We start from the raw sequence: 13,961 nt of genomic DNA, 5'->3' as shown, positions 1-13,961 counted from the left end.
GGCTACCACTGGAACACGGCAACCGCTACAGTGAAACCGCCCGCGAGTGGGCACTTTCGTTGAGCACAAGCGAGCACATTCGCTGAGCCTCATCATCCAGGTCAGGTAGCCGCGTAGTGCTCGGCGTTCGCCGGGATCGTCGACCTCCCCGAGTTTGTCGTCGAACCAACGTTCCAGATCGCTGAGGTGGCGGTCGTAGTCGGGCAGGACGCTGTTGGCGACCAGTACTTGACGCAGGTGACGGGCGGGACCTGTCGGTTCGAGTTTGTCGAGGGTCTGGTGGGTCACGGGCCCCTCGCCGGTGGCAAGCATCGCCAGCATCGTTCTGATGGTGCTTCGGTGCAGCCAGTCCAGGAGAGTCGCAGGATTGCTGGAGGCCAGTGCCTGGCGGACCGTCATCAGTTCGGGACGGATATTGCCGTCGGGTGCGGACAAGGCAGCGTCGAGTGCACGTGGTGCCGCGCAGTTGTCGCATAGTCCGTGGTGTCGCAGGCGGTCGACTGTGGCGCATTCGGAGCAGGCTCGGAAGTAGGTGGGTTCGGTTTTGATGCAGGTCCAGCACACCGGGGCGCCGAGGACGCGTCCCTCGACTGGGCGTCGGCGCCCGCATCGGTAGCAGGGTTCGCGCCGTCTGGCGCAGTTGCCGCACAACGCGTTGCCGTCGGCGTCCCGCCCTGCAATGGGATGGATCTTCCCGCATCGGACGCACTGCGCGGACCTCGCGCGGTGGGCACAGTTAAGGCACCGCGGTGTGAGCGTGTGGGCGCTGGTGCACGGCTTGTAGAGGCCGCAGAGCGAACAGACCGCCGACGGTGTCGTGCGGCACGAGAAGCACACCGCGAGCTCCCCTTGGTGTGTGGCGACCGCAGTGAATTGCCCACAGGAAGAACAGATTTCCTTGTTGGTCTCCTCCTGGAGTGAGCACGCCCAGCACAGTGGTTCCCCTGCGTGGGTGCGCGTGGAGACGGGCTTGACCACATTGCACCGCACGCACTGCGTGGCCCGAGCAGCTTGATAGCAGGAATGGCAGCATGCTCGCCCCTCGCGGCGGGCTTTGAGCGGGCGGATCATCGTGCAGAACGGACAGCTCGGTGTGATGAGGCTGGTGACGCCGTGCGCGGTGAGCGCAGCTATGAGTCGCCGAATGGCGAGCGGTCCGTCGGCGGCCTCGCCGGTCAGTAGGGTGGGACGGTCTTGGAGGTCCCAGGCAATCCGCCGGCGCCGGGCAGCCTGCCGAACTGTTCTCGCGATGACAGTGCGGATCTGATCGCGGTCGGAATCGGAACTGACCGCCAGGATTAGGTCGCAGATGACCTCCAGGTGGTCGACGCCGGGATCGGGCGGGCACTGTCCGCACCGGGGTTGGCCGTGACGGTCGTAGAAGCGCGGCGTGACCTCGCGACCGCACACCGCACATGGACGGGGCGCGAAGCTTCCGAGTGCCTTGTTGTGGCAGGTGACGCAGATTCGAAGCCCATCGCCATTGCGGGCCCGCATGGCCCGTGCCGGTTTGCCGCAACCGGAACAGCACGGCTGAACCACGCCCGCCGCGCCGCGATCGCGGAGCGTGCGGATCAGGCGATCGACCATCGGTGGCCCCTCGGTCCGGCCCGAAGTGAGCAGCGACGGATTGCTTTCGAGCGCTTTGGCCAGCTTGCGTCGTCCCGCTCGGGTGGTCGTGACTTCCCGGACTGCCGCTGCGACGACTTCCGGGTCCATTTCGGGATCGACCCGTCCGACGACCTCGACGATCACCGCGATGGGATCGGTCATGCACTTCGCTGAGGCACCTCCGTCAGTAGTCACTGTTCGTCGCGGACAATCCTGGCACGTTTGGGTCGCATCGGCCCCAGCCCGCTGTCGGTGTTCGATTCCCCGGCGGCTTTCCGTTTTCGCGGCTGCTGTCGGGTGGCGACGGGTTCGATGAGTTCCTCCATCGTGCACCCGAGGATGTCGACGAGGGCGACAAGGGTTTTCAGGCTCAATCGCTCGGGGGTGTCGACGACGAGGCGGTAGACCTGACTGTCGGACAGGTGTATGCCACGCTCGGTCAGCTTCGGGCATAGGTGAGTGGTCAGGTACATTTCCTGGCGGGCCATCAGCTCGCGTAGGTTCCACCGGTAGTCCAGTTTGGCGGTCATCGAGCCTCCGTGTCTTCGATCTCGAACGCCTTGGTCAGCGCCCTGTTCATCATCGTGTTCATGAAGTCGCCACTGACGCCGGTGTAGATCGCAGTAGTCGACGCGAAACGGTGGCCGACCTGTTCTTGCACGAACCTGGCGTCCACACCGTCCTCGATCTGATGGGTGACGTGACTGTGGCGCAAGCAGTGCGGCACCAACGCCGAGTCCATGTTCAACGCGGTGCGGTAGTCGGCGAAACGCTGCTGGATGTGGCGAGGCGTGACCCGGCCTCCCCGCTCGGTCAGCCACAACGCCGGATGATCGCCGAGGTCGTACCGGGGGCGGACGTTGTCGAGGTAGTCCTCGACAACGTCGACGATCCACGGCATCACCGTATGCACTGTGCGCCGCTTGGGTGGGCTGCCCTTGGATGCCTTGCCCCATCGCACCTCGAGCTTGCCGAACCGGCCAAGTTCCGGAGCCTGCGGATTGCGGTACCAATCCGACACGTCCAGCTTCGAGGCCTCGCGGCACCGCAGTCCGTACGCATAGATCACCTTGAACAATGTCGCGTCACGGTAGGCGGACAGGGCGCCCTTGCGTTGTCGCCGGACCGCGACGTCGACCTGGTCGTCGGCGTAGTCGAAGAACCTCTGCAACTCATGCCGGGTCATCGGTCGCCGGTCCGGATTGCCTTCGTAGTCCACCAGATGCGCAAGTGTGTTCCACTCCTGGCAGATCTGGACCGGATGAGTCCCAAATCTCTTCTCACACTCGGCAACCCAGTGATACTCCGGCCGCGTCAGATAGTCACAGAACGCCTTCACCGCGTACTGGTAGTTGCGAATCGTGGACCTCACCCGGTGGCGTTGACTCACGAGTTCAAGCATCCACTCGTCCAGGTGCTGCGCGGTCCAGTGCCACGGGTACTCGTTCGTGTAGTCGAGAAATCGTTGAACCACCCCGCGACGATCACGCACCGTGGCCGGCCGCAAACCCCTGCCGCCAACCTGCTGTGCTTCCCATCCCTGCAACATCGCCTTCAGAACGGCGTCCTCTGCGCGTAGCAATGCCACGCCATCGACCAACTCCAACCGCGCCGATCCCGGCGGCTCACCGTTCAACGAAGCCATCTGTCCCACCCTCGTTTGGTGGTCGAATCATGCAATAGATGCGTGTTTCTTGGCAAGGGCGCAGGTCACCAAGCGTCTTTATGGACGAGCGGCCATGCCCTATGATCGTCAGCTACAGGGGTTTTCGGAGCGGGGTTCGTGCATTGGATGCAATTCTTCGCGTAGGATCCAACCGACGACCACCCCCTCGGTAGTGCGGCGCAGCGGAGTCTTGATCCAGCTCGACGCGCGGGTGCCCGGCAGATACGGGCTGTCGGGGTCTTTGGCGACGATGCCTTCGAGACCGTTCTCCCGCGCCACCTCGAGCATGGTCGCGGCGTCGACGTCGCTCCAATAGGGCGACAGCTGCACCCGTGCACTGGGGGTGATCAGGTCGTCGAGCACGGCCCGCCGTTCGAGATAGGGCAGATCGATTGTGCAGTCGCTGTCGACGGCGAGCACGTCGAACAGGTACACCATGACCGGCACATCAGCGCGCAGCTGTTCGGTGGGGCGCTGGACATGCATCCGGCGTTGCAGCCGAGCGAAAGACGGCCGCCCATCGCTGTCGAGGGCGACGATCTCCCCGTCGAGGACGCAGTCCCTGCCCCCGACCGCGGTGAGCACCGGATCCGGGAGCTCGGGAAAGGTGCGACTGATGTCGTTGCCGGCGCGGCTGGTCAACCGGCACTGTCCGCCCTCGACAGTGATCAGGGCGCGTTGGCCGTCCCACTTCATCTCGAACACCCGATTGCCGCTCGGTGGTTCACCGAGGGTCGCCAACATCGGGGACAGCCGAGGGGAGACAGAGGCCATGACCCGAGTCTGCTGCACCAGGCCGAACGGCATTGCCGAACCGCGTACCGCCTCCGGTCCTCATCGCGGAGGAGTTGCCGAGTCCGTCCGATCAGCGGGGAGGCTCGACGTTCCACTTCGACGCCTGCGCGCCGAAGGCCACGCGGTGGAACGCGTCGAGCGCTCCATCGATGGGATGCGGTGTGGGCCTGCCGGAGGCGTCGAGTTCGTTCCAGCGCTGCCGGTTGATCGCCACCGTCATCTGTCTCCTCCCATCGGCCCGCGTCATCGTGATCGCGCCGCCACCCCATACGGAACCGTCGTGACCCTAGAACGTCCCCTGACCGGGAACCTCCTTGCGGTGCAGGCCGAGCCCGTAGTCGACGATCGTGCCTTCGAACGAGACGACAGGCACGGTCTGCTGCATCTGCGTCAGCATGTCCGGGCCGAGGATGTCGCCGGCCAGCAGGGCGGCGAAGAACCGGTTGAGATCGGCAGTGGTGGAGATCAACGATGCGGCCGGCCCGACCCAGGACATGTCGAAGACGCTGTAGTCGCTCAGCGGCTGGTTCATGCCGAACCACGACTCGTACAACCGCGAATGCGGGCCGTCGACCTCGGGACCGGACGGGAATCCGGTGTCCGCCAAGCCCGCCCGGGCGATGAGGGCGTCGTCGATGTGCTGTTCGGCGGATACACCGGTGATCAACTCGATGAGTTGGCACAACAGAAGGTAGTTGGTGTTGGAATATCGGCCTGGTGACGTACCGGGAGCGGCGGCCGTCGACGCGCGGACGCCCATCTCGATCAGGTCCAGCGGGTCGAATCGTGTGAATCGATTGTCGTCGAGGCTGCGCGGTGAGGTGTCGGCCACCACCGGGAACGCGGCCAGCGACGGATAGGCCGTCGGCAGGTAGTCGGCGAGACCGCTGGTGTGGTTCAGCAGCATCCGCACGGTGATGGCATCACCGCGGCCGCCGGGGACGAGGTTCGGCAGATACCTGCGGATCGGTGCGTCGAGATCGACGGCACGCCGCTCCACGAGTTGCAGAACGGCGGCCGCGACGAAGGTCTTGGAGATGCTGCCCACGCGGTGACGCATCCCGGGGGTCACGGGTGCGCGCGTGACGAGATCGGCGACGCCTGCGGCGCCGCGCCACACATCGTCACGCACACGGACTTCGGCGAAGATCCCCGGGATGCCTGCAGCGTGGACGTCGCCGGCCGCGGCTTCCAGAACAGTGGTTTCCAGGGCGCCGGTTCGGACGAGGTCGGTCATCGGAGTGTCTCCTTCCGTTCGGAGGTGCGGCGCCACAGCAGGACGACCGCGACGAGTCCGGCCACGCACGGCGCCAGTCCCGTCCACCCGACGATGGCGGGCAGCGCGGTGTCGCCGGAGGTGTCCCGGACGGTCAGGTCCAACAGGGCGATACCGGTGGCGACGATCCACAGGCCGGTGGCGAGCAGTCGCGCCCACGATGCGTTCCGGCGTGCCACCCAGAGGGTGGTGAGCCAGCCCAGGGTGCCGAGGACACCCAGAACGATCAGGTAGGTCAGGTAGATGTCGGTGGCCGCATCGATGCGGTCCTGGGTGAAGGACGGGTAGCCCGCGCGGACGTGTGCGGTGAGGATGCCGGAGTTCGTCTGGCCGCCGTAGACGGCGATCGCGGAGACGACCGTGAGGACGCACCCGACGAGCAGGGCCACTGTCGAGGAGCGGGAAATGCGTGTCGTGTTCATGACCGTGGGCTCTCTGGATGCAAAGTCTTACGCCGTAAGTCTTACTGCTTCCACGGTAGACTTACGCCGTAAAACATGTCAACGGATCGAGGAGCCGCAATGCCCGGTCACCGCCCCCACGGACAGCATGCGGGCCTGAATCCACAGGTCATCCTGGACGCCGCCATCGACTTGGCCGACTCGCAGGGACTCGCGGCACTGTCGATGCGACGCCTCGGCGCCACACTCGAGGTCGAGGCGATGACGCTGTACCACTACTTCCCGAACAAGGCTGCACTGCTGGACGGCATCGTCGAACGGCTCGTGTCCGCGGCGGAGCTGCCGATCGGGACCGATACGGACTGGAAGGACGGACTGCGTCGCTATGCCCGGTCCGGGTTGGACACTCTCGCAGCCCACCCGAACCTGGTCCCGCTCATGCTGTCTCGGCCCGGCACCACGGCCGGAAACCATCGGGTGATGGAGACGCTGCTGCAGGTTCTGACCCGGGCGGGATTCGATCCGTGCACCGCGCTGGACCTGCTGTACGCACTCAATTCCCTGATCGTGGTCCACGGTGCCGTCCGCGCTGGGTCCGATTCCCCGCAGCCGCACGGTGAGGAAGGCCAGACCAGCCGCCTCGCCGAACTGTCGCCCGAGGACTATCCGCTCCTGACCGCCGCCGCCAGGGACAGTGCCGGACGTGGGCCGACAGCTCGATTCGACGCCGCCGTCGACGCATTGATCACCGGGTTCGCCGCCGCGCGGCCGACTCCGCACCCGAAATCAGCAGTGCAATAAGTTATCTGATTTGGAGCCCGAAAATGCTCCGAATCAGTCGGCTCGCTGCTACGGTCGGCCAGGTGAACGACGATGTCCCGAGCCCGGGCGAGATCACCGCCGACACCCCCTTCACGCCCGACGACGACATGTATCACCAGCCGCCGAACGACGATCCGTACTGGGTCGAAACCAACTGGTGGTCCTTCAACATCCCCGAACGCCACATCGGCGGGTGGCTGCACGCGCGGTTCGACGTCAACCGCGGAGTGGTCACCTGGCGCGTGTTCGTGTGGGACCCCAGCGGCGCCGACCTCGGTCGCCTCGCCTACTACCGCACCGGCGTCGATCAGCCCATGCCGGAGCATCCCGACCTGCGGGACATCACGTTCCCGGGCGGGGGTTTCTCGGTGAAGATGGTCGAACCGCTGAAGCGCTACGAGCTCGGGTATTCCGATCCGGACAACGGTTTCGCCGTCGCGTTCGAGCACCGGGCCGTCCACCCGCCCCGCCGGTTCACCCCGGGCGAGCCACCCGCGATGTACAGCCCGCACCTGGACCAACTGGGGCACCAGGTCGGCGAGCTGGTGCTGCGCGGCGAGTCGATCACCATCGACTCCTACTCGATCAGGGACCGCACGTGGGGTCCCCGCGGTGGTCACCACATGCGGAGCCCTAAACCGGCCTACCAGCGCGGAGAGCACCGGGTGCTGCATCCGGGTGGTCCCCGATGGCGGGAGATCGAACGCGAACGCGGACGCGGCCGGATCCAGTACATCTTCGGGCACTCCGGACCGAACACCGGGTTCCTCGGCTTCGTCCGCCCCCAGGACGGGGACGCGGCGGGCTGGTCACCCCTCAACCACGGATGGCTGTTGCGGGACGGCCGGTTCGAGCGTCTCGACAAGACGGCGTCGCGGATGCGCAACTTCCGTGATCCTCGCACCGGCTGGAGCGCGCACATGGAGGTCGACCTGACGGATCTCACCGGACGCACCATGACCGCCGAAGGCTTCTCCGTGGCCCACATGTGCGAGGGCGGACGAGGCAGCAACGCGCTCATGCGATGGGAGTTCGACGGCGAGATCGGCTGGGGTGAAGACCAGGACGGCTGGACTCGGTCCCACTGGACGAAGTTGATGAACGCCCTGCGCGCGATCCGAAGCCAGGAGGCGTGAGCGAGGAGTTCGCGTCCCGGCGTCGGGACGATCACACCGACGATACGAAAGCCGCACTCCTACACGAAGTTCCGTGTACGGCCGGACTCGGACGTCAGTTGAAGAGGTCGACGACCGACTCCGAAGCGAACCGGCCCCAGAGCATCTTCTTGGCGGACGTGGCCATATGTCGCTGCCAATGCTGTTCCGCCGCATCGGCATCGCCCGCCTCGACGAGTTTGACAGTCTTGCGGAACGCCCGGATGGTGCGCTTGAACTGAACCTCGACCTCGGTCGTGTCGGTCGTGCGGGACACCACCCGTGACATGTGGGTCGAGACCACGTCACCGATGATCCGACCCAGCAGCCCGAGCGTCCGGTTGCCGGCACGCTCGAGGATGAGGTCGTGGAAGCGGAACGCCGTCGCGGACCACTCGTCGAAGTCGGCCCCTTCCGTGCCCGCGTCGACCAGGATCGCGAGCTTGTCGATGACCGCGGTGAGGTCCTTGATGTCCTCCTCGCTGCGCCGGGTCGCCAGCATTCGCACAGCAGCGGGCTCGAGCACGGTGCGCGCCTCGTAGAGGTCGGCCAGCGTCGTGCTCTCGATCTGCAACAGCAACCCGACGTACCGCGCGGCCACCGCGACGTCCGGGGACATGACCTGCACGCCACCGCGCGAACCGCGCCGCACCACGATCAGCGACTCGTTCTCCAGGATCCGGAACGCCTCGCGCAAGGTGGGACGGGAGACGTCGAACCGCTGCCCCAACACGGTTTCGGGCGGAAGCGTGTCCCCCGGCTTGAGGATGCCGCGCACGATCTGGCTACGAAGCTGCTGGGCGATCACCTCTGCGGTCTTCGGCACCTGGATCCGGTGGGGAAGTTCGTTCTCATCGACGGAGCGGTTCGACAATTTCTCTACGCCTTCCGAATTCCCTGACCAGCAAGCCGGATCAGCCTAACACCGACGGACGTCACTTCACTTCGCCGTTTCGGCACTCGATTCAACTGCACCATTGTACGGTTGAATCAGATAACTCAATTGCAAGATTGCGGGGGTGCGCGCATGGCGAGTGAGCGAGCAGGGCAGCTCTACATCGGGGGCAAATGGGTCGACGGCCGGGGCACGGAAACGCTCACGGTCGTCAATCCCGCGACCGAGGCAGTGATCGGCACCGTGCCCCAGGCCACGGCCGCCGACGTCGACGACGCGGTCCGCGCGGCGCGGACCGCCTTCGACGAGGGACCGTGGCCGCAGATGAGCCCGCGTGAACGGGCCACGGTCCTCCGGCGGATGGTCGACGAGCTCCAGCGCCGACGCGCCGAACTCGTCGACCTCAGCATCGCCGAAGCGGGATCGACCCGCACGCTCGCCGAGTTCATCCAGGTCGGCACACCGATCGACCACTTCGCCGACCTCGTCGACCGCGTGATCGGCGCCTTCCCGTTCGAGACTCCGATGCCGCCGATAGTCGGCAACGGCATCGGGCAGGGCACGGTGGTCCGGGAACCGTACGGCGTCGCCGCCCTGATCACGCCCTTCAACTTCCCGTTCTTCCTCAACGTCTTCAAGGTGGCCCCGGCACTCGCAGCCGGATGCACCGCAGTGCTCAAGTGCTCGCCGTACACCCCCTTCGAAGCACTCGTCTTCGGAGAGGTCGCCGAGGCCGCGGGTCTTCCCGACGGCGTGCTGAACATCATCACCGGCGACGTCGAGGCGGGCGCGGCACTGACCACAAATCCCGGTGTCGACATCGTCAGCTTCACCGGCAGCGACACCGTGGGCACCAAGGTCTACGGGCAGAGCGCCCAGAGCTTGAAGAAGGTCGTCCTCGAACTCGGTGGCAAGTCCGCGAACATCCTCCTCGACGACGCCGACCTCGACGACGTGATGCAGAGCGTGCTCGGCGGCTTCATCACGCATGCAGGACAGGGCTGCGCCCTGCTGACACGGATCCTGGTCCACGAGTCCCTCCACGACGAACTCGTCGCCAGGGTCAAGATGGCACTCGACTACGTCACGGTCGGCGACCCGGCCGATCCTGCGGTGACGATGGGCCCGCTGATCCGGGAGACACAGCGCCGGCGTGTGGAGGAGTTGATCCGGGTCGGCCAGGACGAGGGTGCGGAAATCGCCTACGGCGGTGGCCGTCCGGCGGGATTGGACAAGGGCTTCTTCGTCGAGCCCACCCTGTTCGTCGGCGTCGACAACTCGATGCGCATCGCGCAGACCGAGGTCTTCGGTCCTGTGGGTGTGGTCATCCCCATCCGGGACGACGAGGACGCGGTCCGAATCGCCAACGACAGCCCCTTCGGTTTGGCGGGCGGCGTGTGGTCGTCCGACCCGCTCCGCGCCCACGGCATCGCGCGCCGGCTGCGCACCGGCATGGTCGTCGTCAACGGCGGTGGTGGCGGACTGAGTCCCGACGGCCCGTTCGGCGGGTACAAGCGCAGCGGCATCGGCCGCGAGTTCGGCGCGGCGGGACTCTCGGAATTCTTGCAACACAAAACAATCCAGTGGCCGGCCGCGCGATGACCATCACCGTCGAGCGCGGCGACGCCACGGCGCCCCCTCACCCCACTCGTACAGGAGGGAAACCAGCACGATGGTGAATTCGACAGGCAAGACGACGAGCGAGGACACGGTCGAGGCACCCGCCGCGACGACCGCGCTCGAGAGCAGCCCCGTGGGGCGCGATTCTCCCCCGATCGTCTGGCTGGCCCGGGTGGGCGCACTGATCGTCGCGCTCCAAGCCGTCATCTACATCCGGTGGATACTCTCCGACGGGTTCACGCCGACGCCGCCGGGTGCCGATCCGGTGCCGACGCACACCATCTGGATCATCAAGATCGCCGAGGGGATCTGCGTCGTCGGCACCATCGCGTCGATCATCTGGCTGGTCCGCAAGACCCGCCGGGAAGGCCGGTTCCCCACCATCGGGGTGTTCCTGGTCGCGTGGCTGCTGGCCGCCTGGCAGGACGTCGGCGTCAACGCGGTCCGCCCGGTGTTCGGCTACAACACGGAGTTCTTCCAGATGGGTACCTGGGCCGAGTTCGTACCCGGCTGGGTGAGCAAGGGCCCGGAGACCCCGGCACCGATCCTGTACACACTCGGGGACTACTTCCTGTTCTTCCCGCTGGCCGTCCTCGGGATCAACGCACTGGTCGAGCGTGCCCGCAAACGGTGGCCCCGGCTGAACAAGGCCGGCATCGTCGCCGGGTTGCTGCTGCTGTTCCTCGTCCTGGACACCGTCGGCGAACAACTGCTGCAGCGCCAAGGGTTGTGGACGTACTTCCGGGTCAACGAGACGTGGTCGCTCTTCACCGGCACCATCAACCAGTTCCCCCTCTACGAGAACGTCGTGTTCGGCTCGATCGTGATGGTGCTCTCGATCTGCATCTACATCTTCCGGCGCAAGGACGGCGGACTCATCTCCGACGCCGGGATCGAGCGGCTCCGGACCAAGCGGGGCGTGAGCATCATCCGCATCCTCGCGCTGACCGCGGTGATCAACGCGATCATGCTGGTGTTCAACCTCGGCTACAACCTGGTCAACCAGCACGCCGACATCACTCCGCCGTCGGTACCGAGCTATCTCCACGTGGAGATGTGTGGCGTTCCCGGCAACCCGCCCTGCCCGCCTCCCAGGTGAGCACGCACGCAACAGGGATGGACGGCACGACGGCCGGGGTGCAGTGCACCCCGGCCGTCGCCGCCTCCGACGAATCCCTACCCGGTCGCGTTCCGTCGCGTGCCGTACCGCGCCCCGGCAAGTCTTCCGACGTCGGCGGCAACGGTGTTGACGACGCCCGTGCACAGCACGTCACCGTCGAGCAGCAACCGCGCCGTGGAGTCGATGCCGCGCTCCCCCACCGTTCGGTCGATGGTGAATTGCAGTTCCGTCGCCAGCGGCGTGGGCCGCCGGTAGGTCACCGTCAACGATCGCGTCTTGCCCGAAACACCGACCGCGCAACTCTGGTGCTGGGTGACGGAGTCGAAGAACACCCCGAGAAATCCCCCGTGGACCAGGCCGGGCGGACCCTCGAAAGCCAGCGGGAAGGTGACACGGCCCTCGGCACGGTCCGTGTCGAGCCGGTCGAAGACGTACTCGGGAAAGCACGGGTTGAATGCACCGATGTCGTACGCGTGGTCGACGTAGACGCGGCGGGCATCGTCGGCGTCCGGACCGATTCGCGGCCGCTGGTCCGGGGGCGCCACGGATGCGAGGTCGCGCTCCCAGTCGGCGAGTCGCGCGGCCATCTCGTCCAGGACCGGGTGCGGATCCTCGAGCGACATCACGAGCCCGACGAGACGGCGCAGCGCGGGCGCGACCGCGAGCTGCTGCGGCAGGGGTTGCGCCCCATAGGAGATCCGTCCGGCCTCCACGACCCGACCCTGGTGCTCGCCCATGAATTTCCTTCCCTCCGACCCCGCCCCCCTGTTATCTTCGAACGGAGTAACGGTATCAATTACCGTAATACAAACAATATCAATCCGGGAGCGGATGTGACCACAGCGAACCGAGATGCCCGGCCCGGCATCGGCGGTGCCGTGACCGCGCACCGCGAGGATGCCGTCCTGCACCTCACGCTGGATCGCACCGACCGTCGAAATTCGCTGAGCCAGAACATGATCGATTCCCTCGTCGATCAGCTCACGCACGCCGCCTCGGACGATACGTTGCGCGCGATCCACCTCCGCGGGGCCGGCGACGACTTCTGCGCCGGCGTCGACTGGGTTTCCCGCAACACTGACGGAACGCGCCCGCGCGCAGGCGATTTGGTTCGACGCATCCCCCACGCCGCGCACCGCGTGATCGAACTCGTGCACACCGTCCACCTCCCGGTCGTGTGCAGCGTCCGGGGCTGGGCCGCCGGCCTGGGCTGCAACCTGGCGCTCGCCGCCGATTTCACCGTCGCGGCCGACGATGCCGTGTTCTGGGAGCCGTTCGTCGCACGCGGCTTCAGCCCGGACTCCGGGTCGACCTGGCTGCTGCCCCGGCTCGTCGGGATCGCCCGAGCCCGTCGCATGCTGCTGCTCGGCGAGAAGGTCCCGGGCGGTACCGCCGCCGACTGGGGCCTGATTCACGACGCGGTTCCGGCGGGCGATCTCGACAGCGCGGCGGGCGAATTGCTGGACCGCCTCGCCTCCGGACCGACCGTCGCACTGGGCCTGACGAAACAGGCACTGGCGCACGCTCAGCACGCGACACTCACCGAGTCGATGAACCAGGAGCTGTTCGACCTGGAGTTGGCTTGCCGAACAAGCGATTTCAAGGAAGGTCTCGCCGCGTTCCGGCAGCGGCGCAACCCGGAGTTCGAGGGTCGATAACGCAGGGGGCAGCCGTGGGCACCGTATTCGAGACCATCCAGCTCGACGTCGCACCCGAGGACAAGGTCGCGACGATCACCCTGAACCGGCCCGAACGTCTCAACGCGTTCGATCGGCGGATGTGCGAGGAGATGGCGCGGGCGTGGCGCCTGGTCAAGTTGGACGACGACGTCCATGCGATCGTGCTGCGAGCGGCCGGCACCCGGGCGTTCAGCGCCGGACTCGACATCAAATCGAGCTACGGGCAGCCGAACAGCGTGTGGCACCACGAGGATCCGGGTGAGCTGCTCAGCCCCAAGTGGCAGAAGATGTGGAAACCGGTCGTGTGCGCGGTGCAGGGCATGTGCACCGCCGGCGGGTTCTACTTCGTCAACGAATCCGACGTGGTGATCTGCTCGTCGGACGCCACCTTCTTCGATTCGCACGTCTCGACCGGCCTGGTGTCGGCGCTCGAGCCGATCGGGCTGATGCGACGCGTGGGTCTCGGCGAGACACTGCGGATCGCGTTGACGGGCAACGCCGAACGCGTCGGATCCGACACTGCACTGCGGATCGGGCTGGTTTCGGAAGTGGTTGCGCCGGAATGCCTGTGGTGGCGGGCCCACGAGATCGCGGCCACCATCGCCGCAAATCCGCCCGCGGCGACGCAGGGCACCGTCAAGGCCATCTGGGAATCGCTCGACAAGCCCTATCGCGCCGCCCTCGACCACGGCCTGATCTACACCCGCCTCGGCAACCCGCTCGGCAGAGCCCAGCTCGCGGAGACCCCGGGCGGCGACGGCCGGGCACCGCGGATCCGCTGATGAACACGGCCGTCACCTGCGCGAATCCACATATCGACGACCCGCGCCTGCGGTATCGTCCGAGGAACTGTACGACCGACGGTTCGCCGTTCGGGGGGACCGCAGCATCGGGCACCACGCTGCTGTAGCGCATTCGCCGG

The 13,961-nt window shown here is 66.4% G+C and carries 14 protein-coding genes and 1 pseudogene; 6 read left to right on the top strand and 9 right to left on the bottom strand.

Annotated features, from left to right (window positions below; translation table 11 throughout):
• The 7 genes and pseudogenes from ACWDTS_RS24500 to ACWDTS_RS24470 form a co-directional block, all read right to left on the bottom strand.
• Window positions 1-1,773, bottom strand: a pseudogene (locus ACWDTS_RS24500) (hypothetical protein); the annotation flags it as partial.
• Between the two features lie 29 nt (window positions 1,774-1,802).
• Window positions 1,803-2,141 (bottom strand): helix-turn-helix domain-containing protein, encoded by a 339-nt coding sequence (locus ACWDTS_RS24495; RefSeq protein ID WP_450119190.1) that lies wholly within the window; start codon window positions 2,139-2,141, stop codon window positions 1,803-1,805.
• Window positions 2,138-3,256, bottom strand: coding sequence for a tyrosine-type recombinase/integrase (locus ACWDTS_RS24490; RefSeq protein ID WP_450119189.1), 1,119 nt, complete (start codon window positions 3,254-3,256; stop codon window positions 2,138-2,140). The genes ACWDTS_RS24495 and ACWDTS_RS24490 overlap by 4 nt, the downstream gene beginning before the upstream one ends.
• A gap of 108 nt (window positions 3,257-3,364) precedes the next feature.
• Window positions 3,365-4,051, bottom strand: a complete 687-nt coding sequence (locus ACWDTS_RS24485; protein ID WP_450119188.1) for an ATP-dependent DNA ligase — start codon at window positions 4,049-4,051, stop codon at window positions 3,365-3,367.
• Window positions 4,052-4,142: 91 nt separating this feature from the next.
• Window positions 4,143-4,292, bottom strand: coding sequence for a hypothetical protein (locus ACWDTS_RS24480; RefSeq protein WP_450119187.1), 150 nt, complete (start codon window positions 4,290-4,292; stop codon window positions 4,143-4,145).
• A 66-nt stretch (window positions 4,293-4,358) separates the two neighbouring features.
• Entirely contained in the window at window positions 4,359-5,309 is a 951-nt protein-coding gene (locus tag ACWDTS_RS24475; protein WP_450119186.1) for a serine hydrolase domain-containing protein, read from the bottom strand.
• On the bottom strand, window positions 5,306-5,770 hold the full coding sequence (locus ACWDTS_RS24470) for a hypothetical protein (protein ID WP_197255774.1): 465 nt from the start codon (window positions 5,768-5,770) through the stop codon (window positions 5,306-5,308). The genes ACWDTS_RS24475 and ACWDTS_RS24470 overlap by 4 nt, the downstream gene beginning before the upstream one ends.
• Before the next feature lie 99 nt (window positions 5,771-5,869).
• Here ACWDTS_RS24470 and ACWDTS_RS24465 point away from each other — a divergent pair, with 99 nt between their 5' ends.
• A complete protein-coding gene (locus ACWDTS_RS24465; protein WP_450110685.1) occupies window positions 5,870-6,550 on the top strand; it encodes a TetR/AcrR family transcriptional regulator C-terminal domain-containing protein in 681 nt (226 codons plus the stop codon).
• Between the two features lie 62 nt (window positions 6,551-6,612).
• Window positions 6,613-7,707, top strand: coding sequence for a DUF7065 domain-containing protein (locus tag ACWDTS_RS24460; protein ID WP_231611384.1), 1,095 nt, complete (start codon window positions 6,613-6,615; stop codon window positions 7,705-7,707).
• A gap of 94 nt (window positions 7,708-7,801) precedes the next feature.
• Here ACWDTS_RS24460 and ACWDTS_RS24455 read toward each other — a convergent pair whose 3' ends face one another.
• Complete coding sequence (locus tag ACWDTS_RS24455; protein WP_248674420.1) at window positions 7,802-8,551, bottom strand: FadR/GntR family transcriptional regulator; 750 nt, start codon at window positions 8,549-8,551, stop codon at window positions 7,802-7,804.
• Window positions 8,552-8,752: 201 nt separating this feature from the next.
• On the opposite strand from ACWDTS_RS24455, the gene ACWDTS_RS24450 reads away from it, so the two are divergent.
• Together ACWDTS_RS24450 and ACWDTS_RS24445 are read left to right on the top strand one after the other, a co-directional pair.
• Complete coding sequence (locus ACWDTS_RS24450; protein ID WP_450119185.1) at window positions 8,753-10,222, top strand: aldehyde dehydrogenase family protein; 1,470 nt, start codon at window positions 8,753-8,755, stop codon at window positions 10,220-10,222.
• A 70-nt stretch (window positions 10,223-10,292) separates the two neighbouring features.
• Entirely contained in the window at window positions 10,293-11,339 is a 1,047-nt protein-coding gene (locus ACWDTS_RS24445; protein WP_450119184.1) for a spirocyclase AveC family protein, read from the top strand.
• Window positions 11,340-11,416: 77 nt separating this feature from the next.
• On the opposite strand, the gene ACWDTS_RS24440 is transcribed toward ACWDTS_RS24445, so the two are convergent.
• Window positions 11,417-12,097, bottom strand: a complete 681-nt coding sequence (locus tag ACWDTS_RS24440) for a hypothetical protein (protein ID WP_450119183.1) — start codon at window positions 12,095-12,097, stop codon at window positions 11,417-11,419.
• Between the two features lie 78 nt (window positions 12,098-12,175).
• Between ACWDTS_RS24440 and ACWDTS_RS24435 the strand changes: the two genes are divergently transcribed.
• Together ACWDTS_RS24435 and ACWDTS_RS24430 are read left to right on the top strand one after the other, a co-directional pair.
• Window positions 12,176-13,018, top strand: a complete 843-nt coding sequence (locus ACWDTS_RS24435; RefSeq protein WP_450119193.1) for an enoyl-CoA hydratase/isomerase family protein — start codon at window positions 12,176-12,178, stop codon at window positions 13,016-13,018.
• 14 nt (window positions 13,019-13,032) lie between these two features.
• The gene (locus tag ACWDTS_RS24430; protein WP_450119182.1) at window positions 13,033-13,821 is read left to right on the top strand and encodes an enoyl-CoA hydratase/isomerase family protein; all 789 of its coding nucleotides are present in this window, start codon (window positions 13,033-13,035) and stop codon (window positions 13,819-13,821) included.
• Window positions 13,822-13,961: the final 140 nt, after the last annotated feature.

It is taken from the genome of Rhodococcus sp. NPDC003383, from assembly GCF_053589115.1.
The sequence above is the reverse complement of the archived record's forward strand: the minus strand, read 5'-3'. Positions and strand labels throughout refer to the sequence as shown.

What these genes read in the sequence shown, in the direction of transcription:
- ACWDTS_RS24495 (WP_450119190.1), bottom strand. Translation starts at nt 2,141, where the DNA reads ATGACCGCCAAACTGGACTACCGGTGGAACCTACGCGAGCTGATGGCC.
- ACWDTS_RS24490 (WP_450119189.1), bottom strand. Translation starts at nt 3,256, where the DNA reads ATGGCTTCGTTGAACGGTGAGCCGCCGGGATCGGCGCGGTTGGAGTTG.
- ACWDTS_RS24485 (WP_450119188.1), bottom strand. Translation starts at nt 4,051, where the DNA reads ATGGCCTCTGTCTCCCCTCGGCTGTCCCCGATGTTGGCGACCCTCGGT.
- ACWDTS_RS24480 (WP_450119187.1), bottom strand. Translation starts at nt 4,292, where the DNA reads ATGACGGTGGCGATCAACCGGCAGCGCTGGAACGAACTCGACGCCTCC.
- ACWDTS_RS24475 (WP_450119186.1), bottom strand. Translation starts at nt 5,309, where the DNA reads ATGACCGACCTCGTCCGAACCGGCGCCCTGGAAACCACTGTTCTGGAA.
- ACWDTS_RS24470 (WP_197255774.1), bottom strand. Translation starts at nt 5,770, where the DNA reads ATGAACACGACACGCATTTCCCGCTCCTCGACAGTGGCCCTGCTCGTC.
- ACWDTS_RS24465 (WP_450110685.1), top strand. Translation starts at nt 5,870, where the DNA reads ATGCCCGGTCACCGCCCCCACGGACAGCATGCGGGCCTGAATCCACAG.
- ACWDTS_RS24450 (WP_450119185.1), top strand. Translation starts at nt 8,753, where the DNA reads ATGGCGAGTGAGCGAGCAGGGCAGCTCTACATCGGGGGCAAATGGGTC.
- ACWDTS_RS24445 (WP_450119184.1), top strand. Translation starts at nt 10,293, where the DNA reads ATGGTGAATTCGACAGGCAAGACGACGAGCGAGGACACGGTCGAGGCA.
- ACWDTS_RS24440 (WP_450119183.1), bottom strand. Translation starts at nt 12,097, where the DNA reads ATGGGCGAGCACCAGGGTCGGGTCGTGGAGGCCGGACGGATCTCCTAT.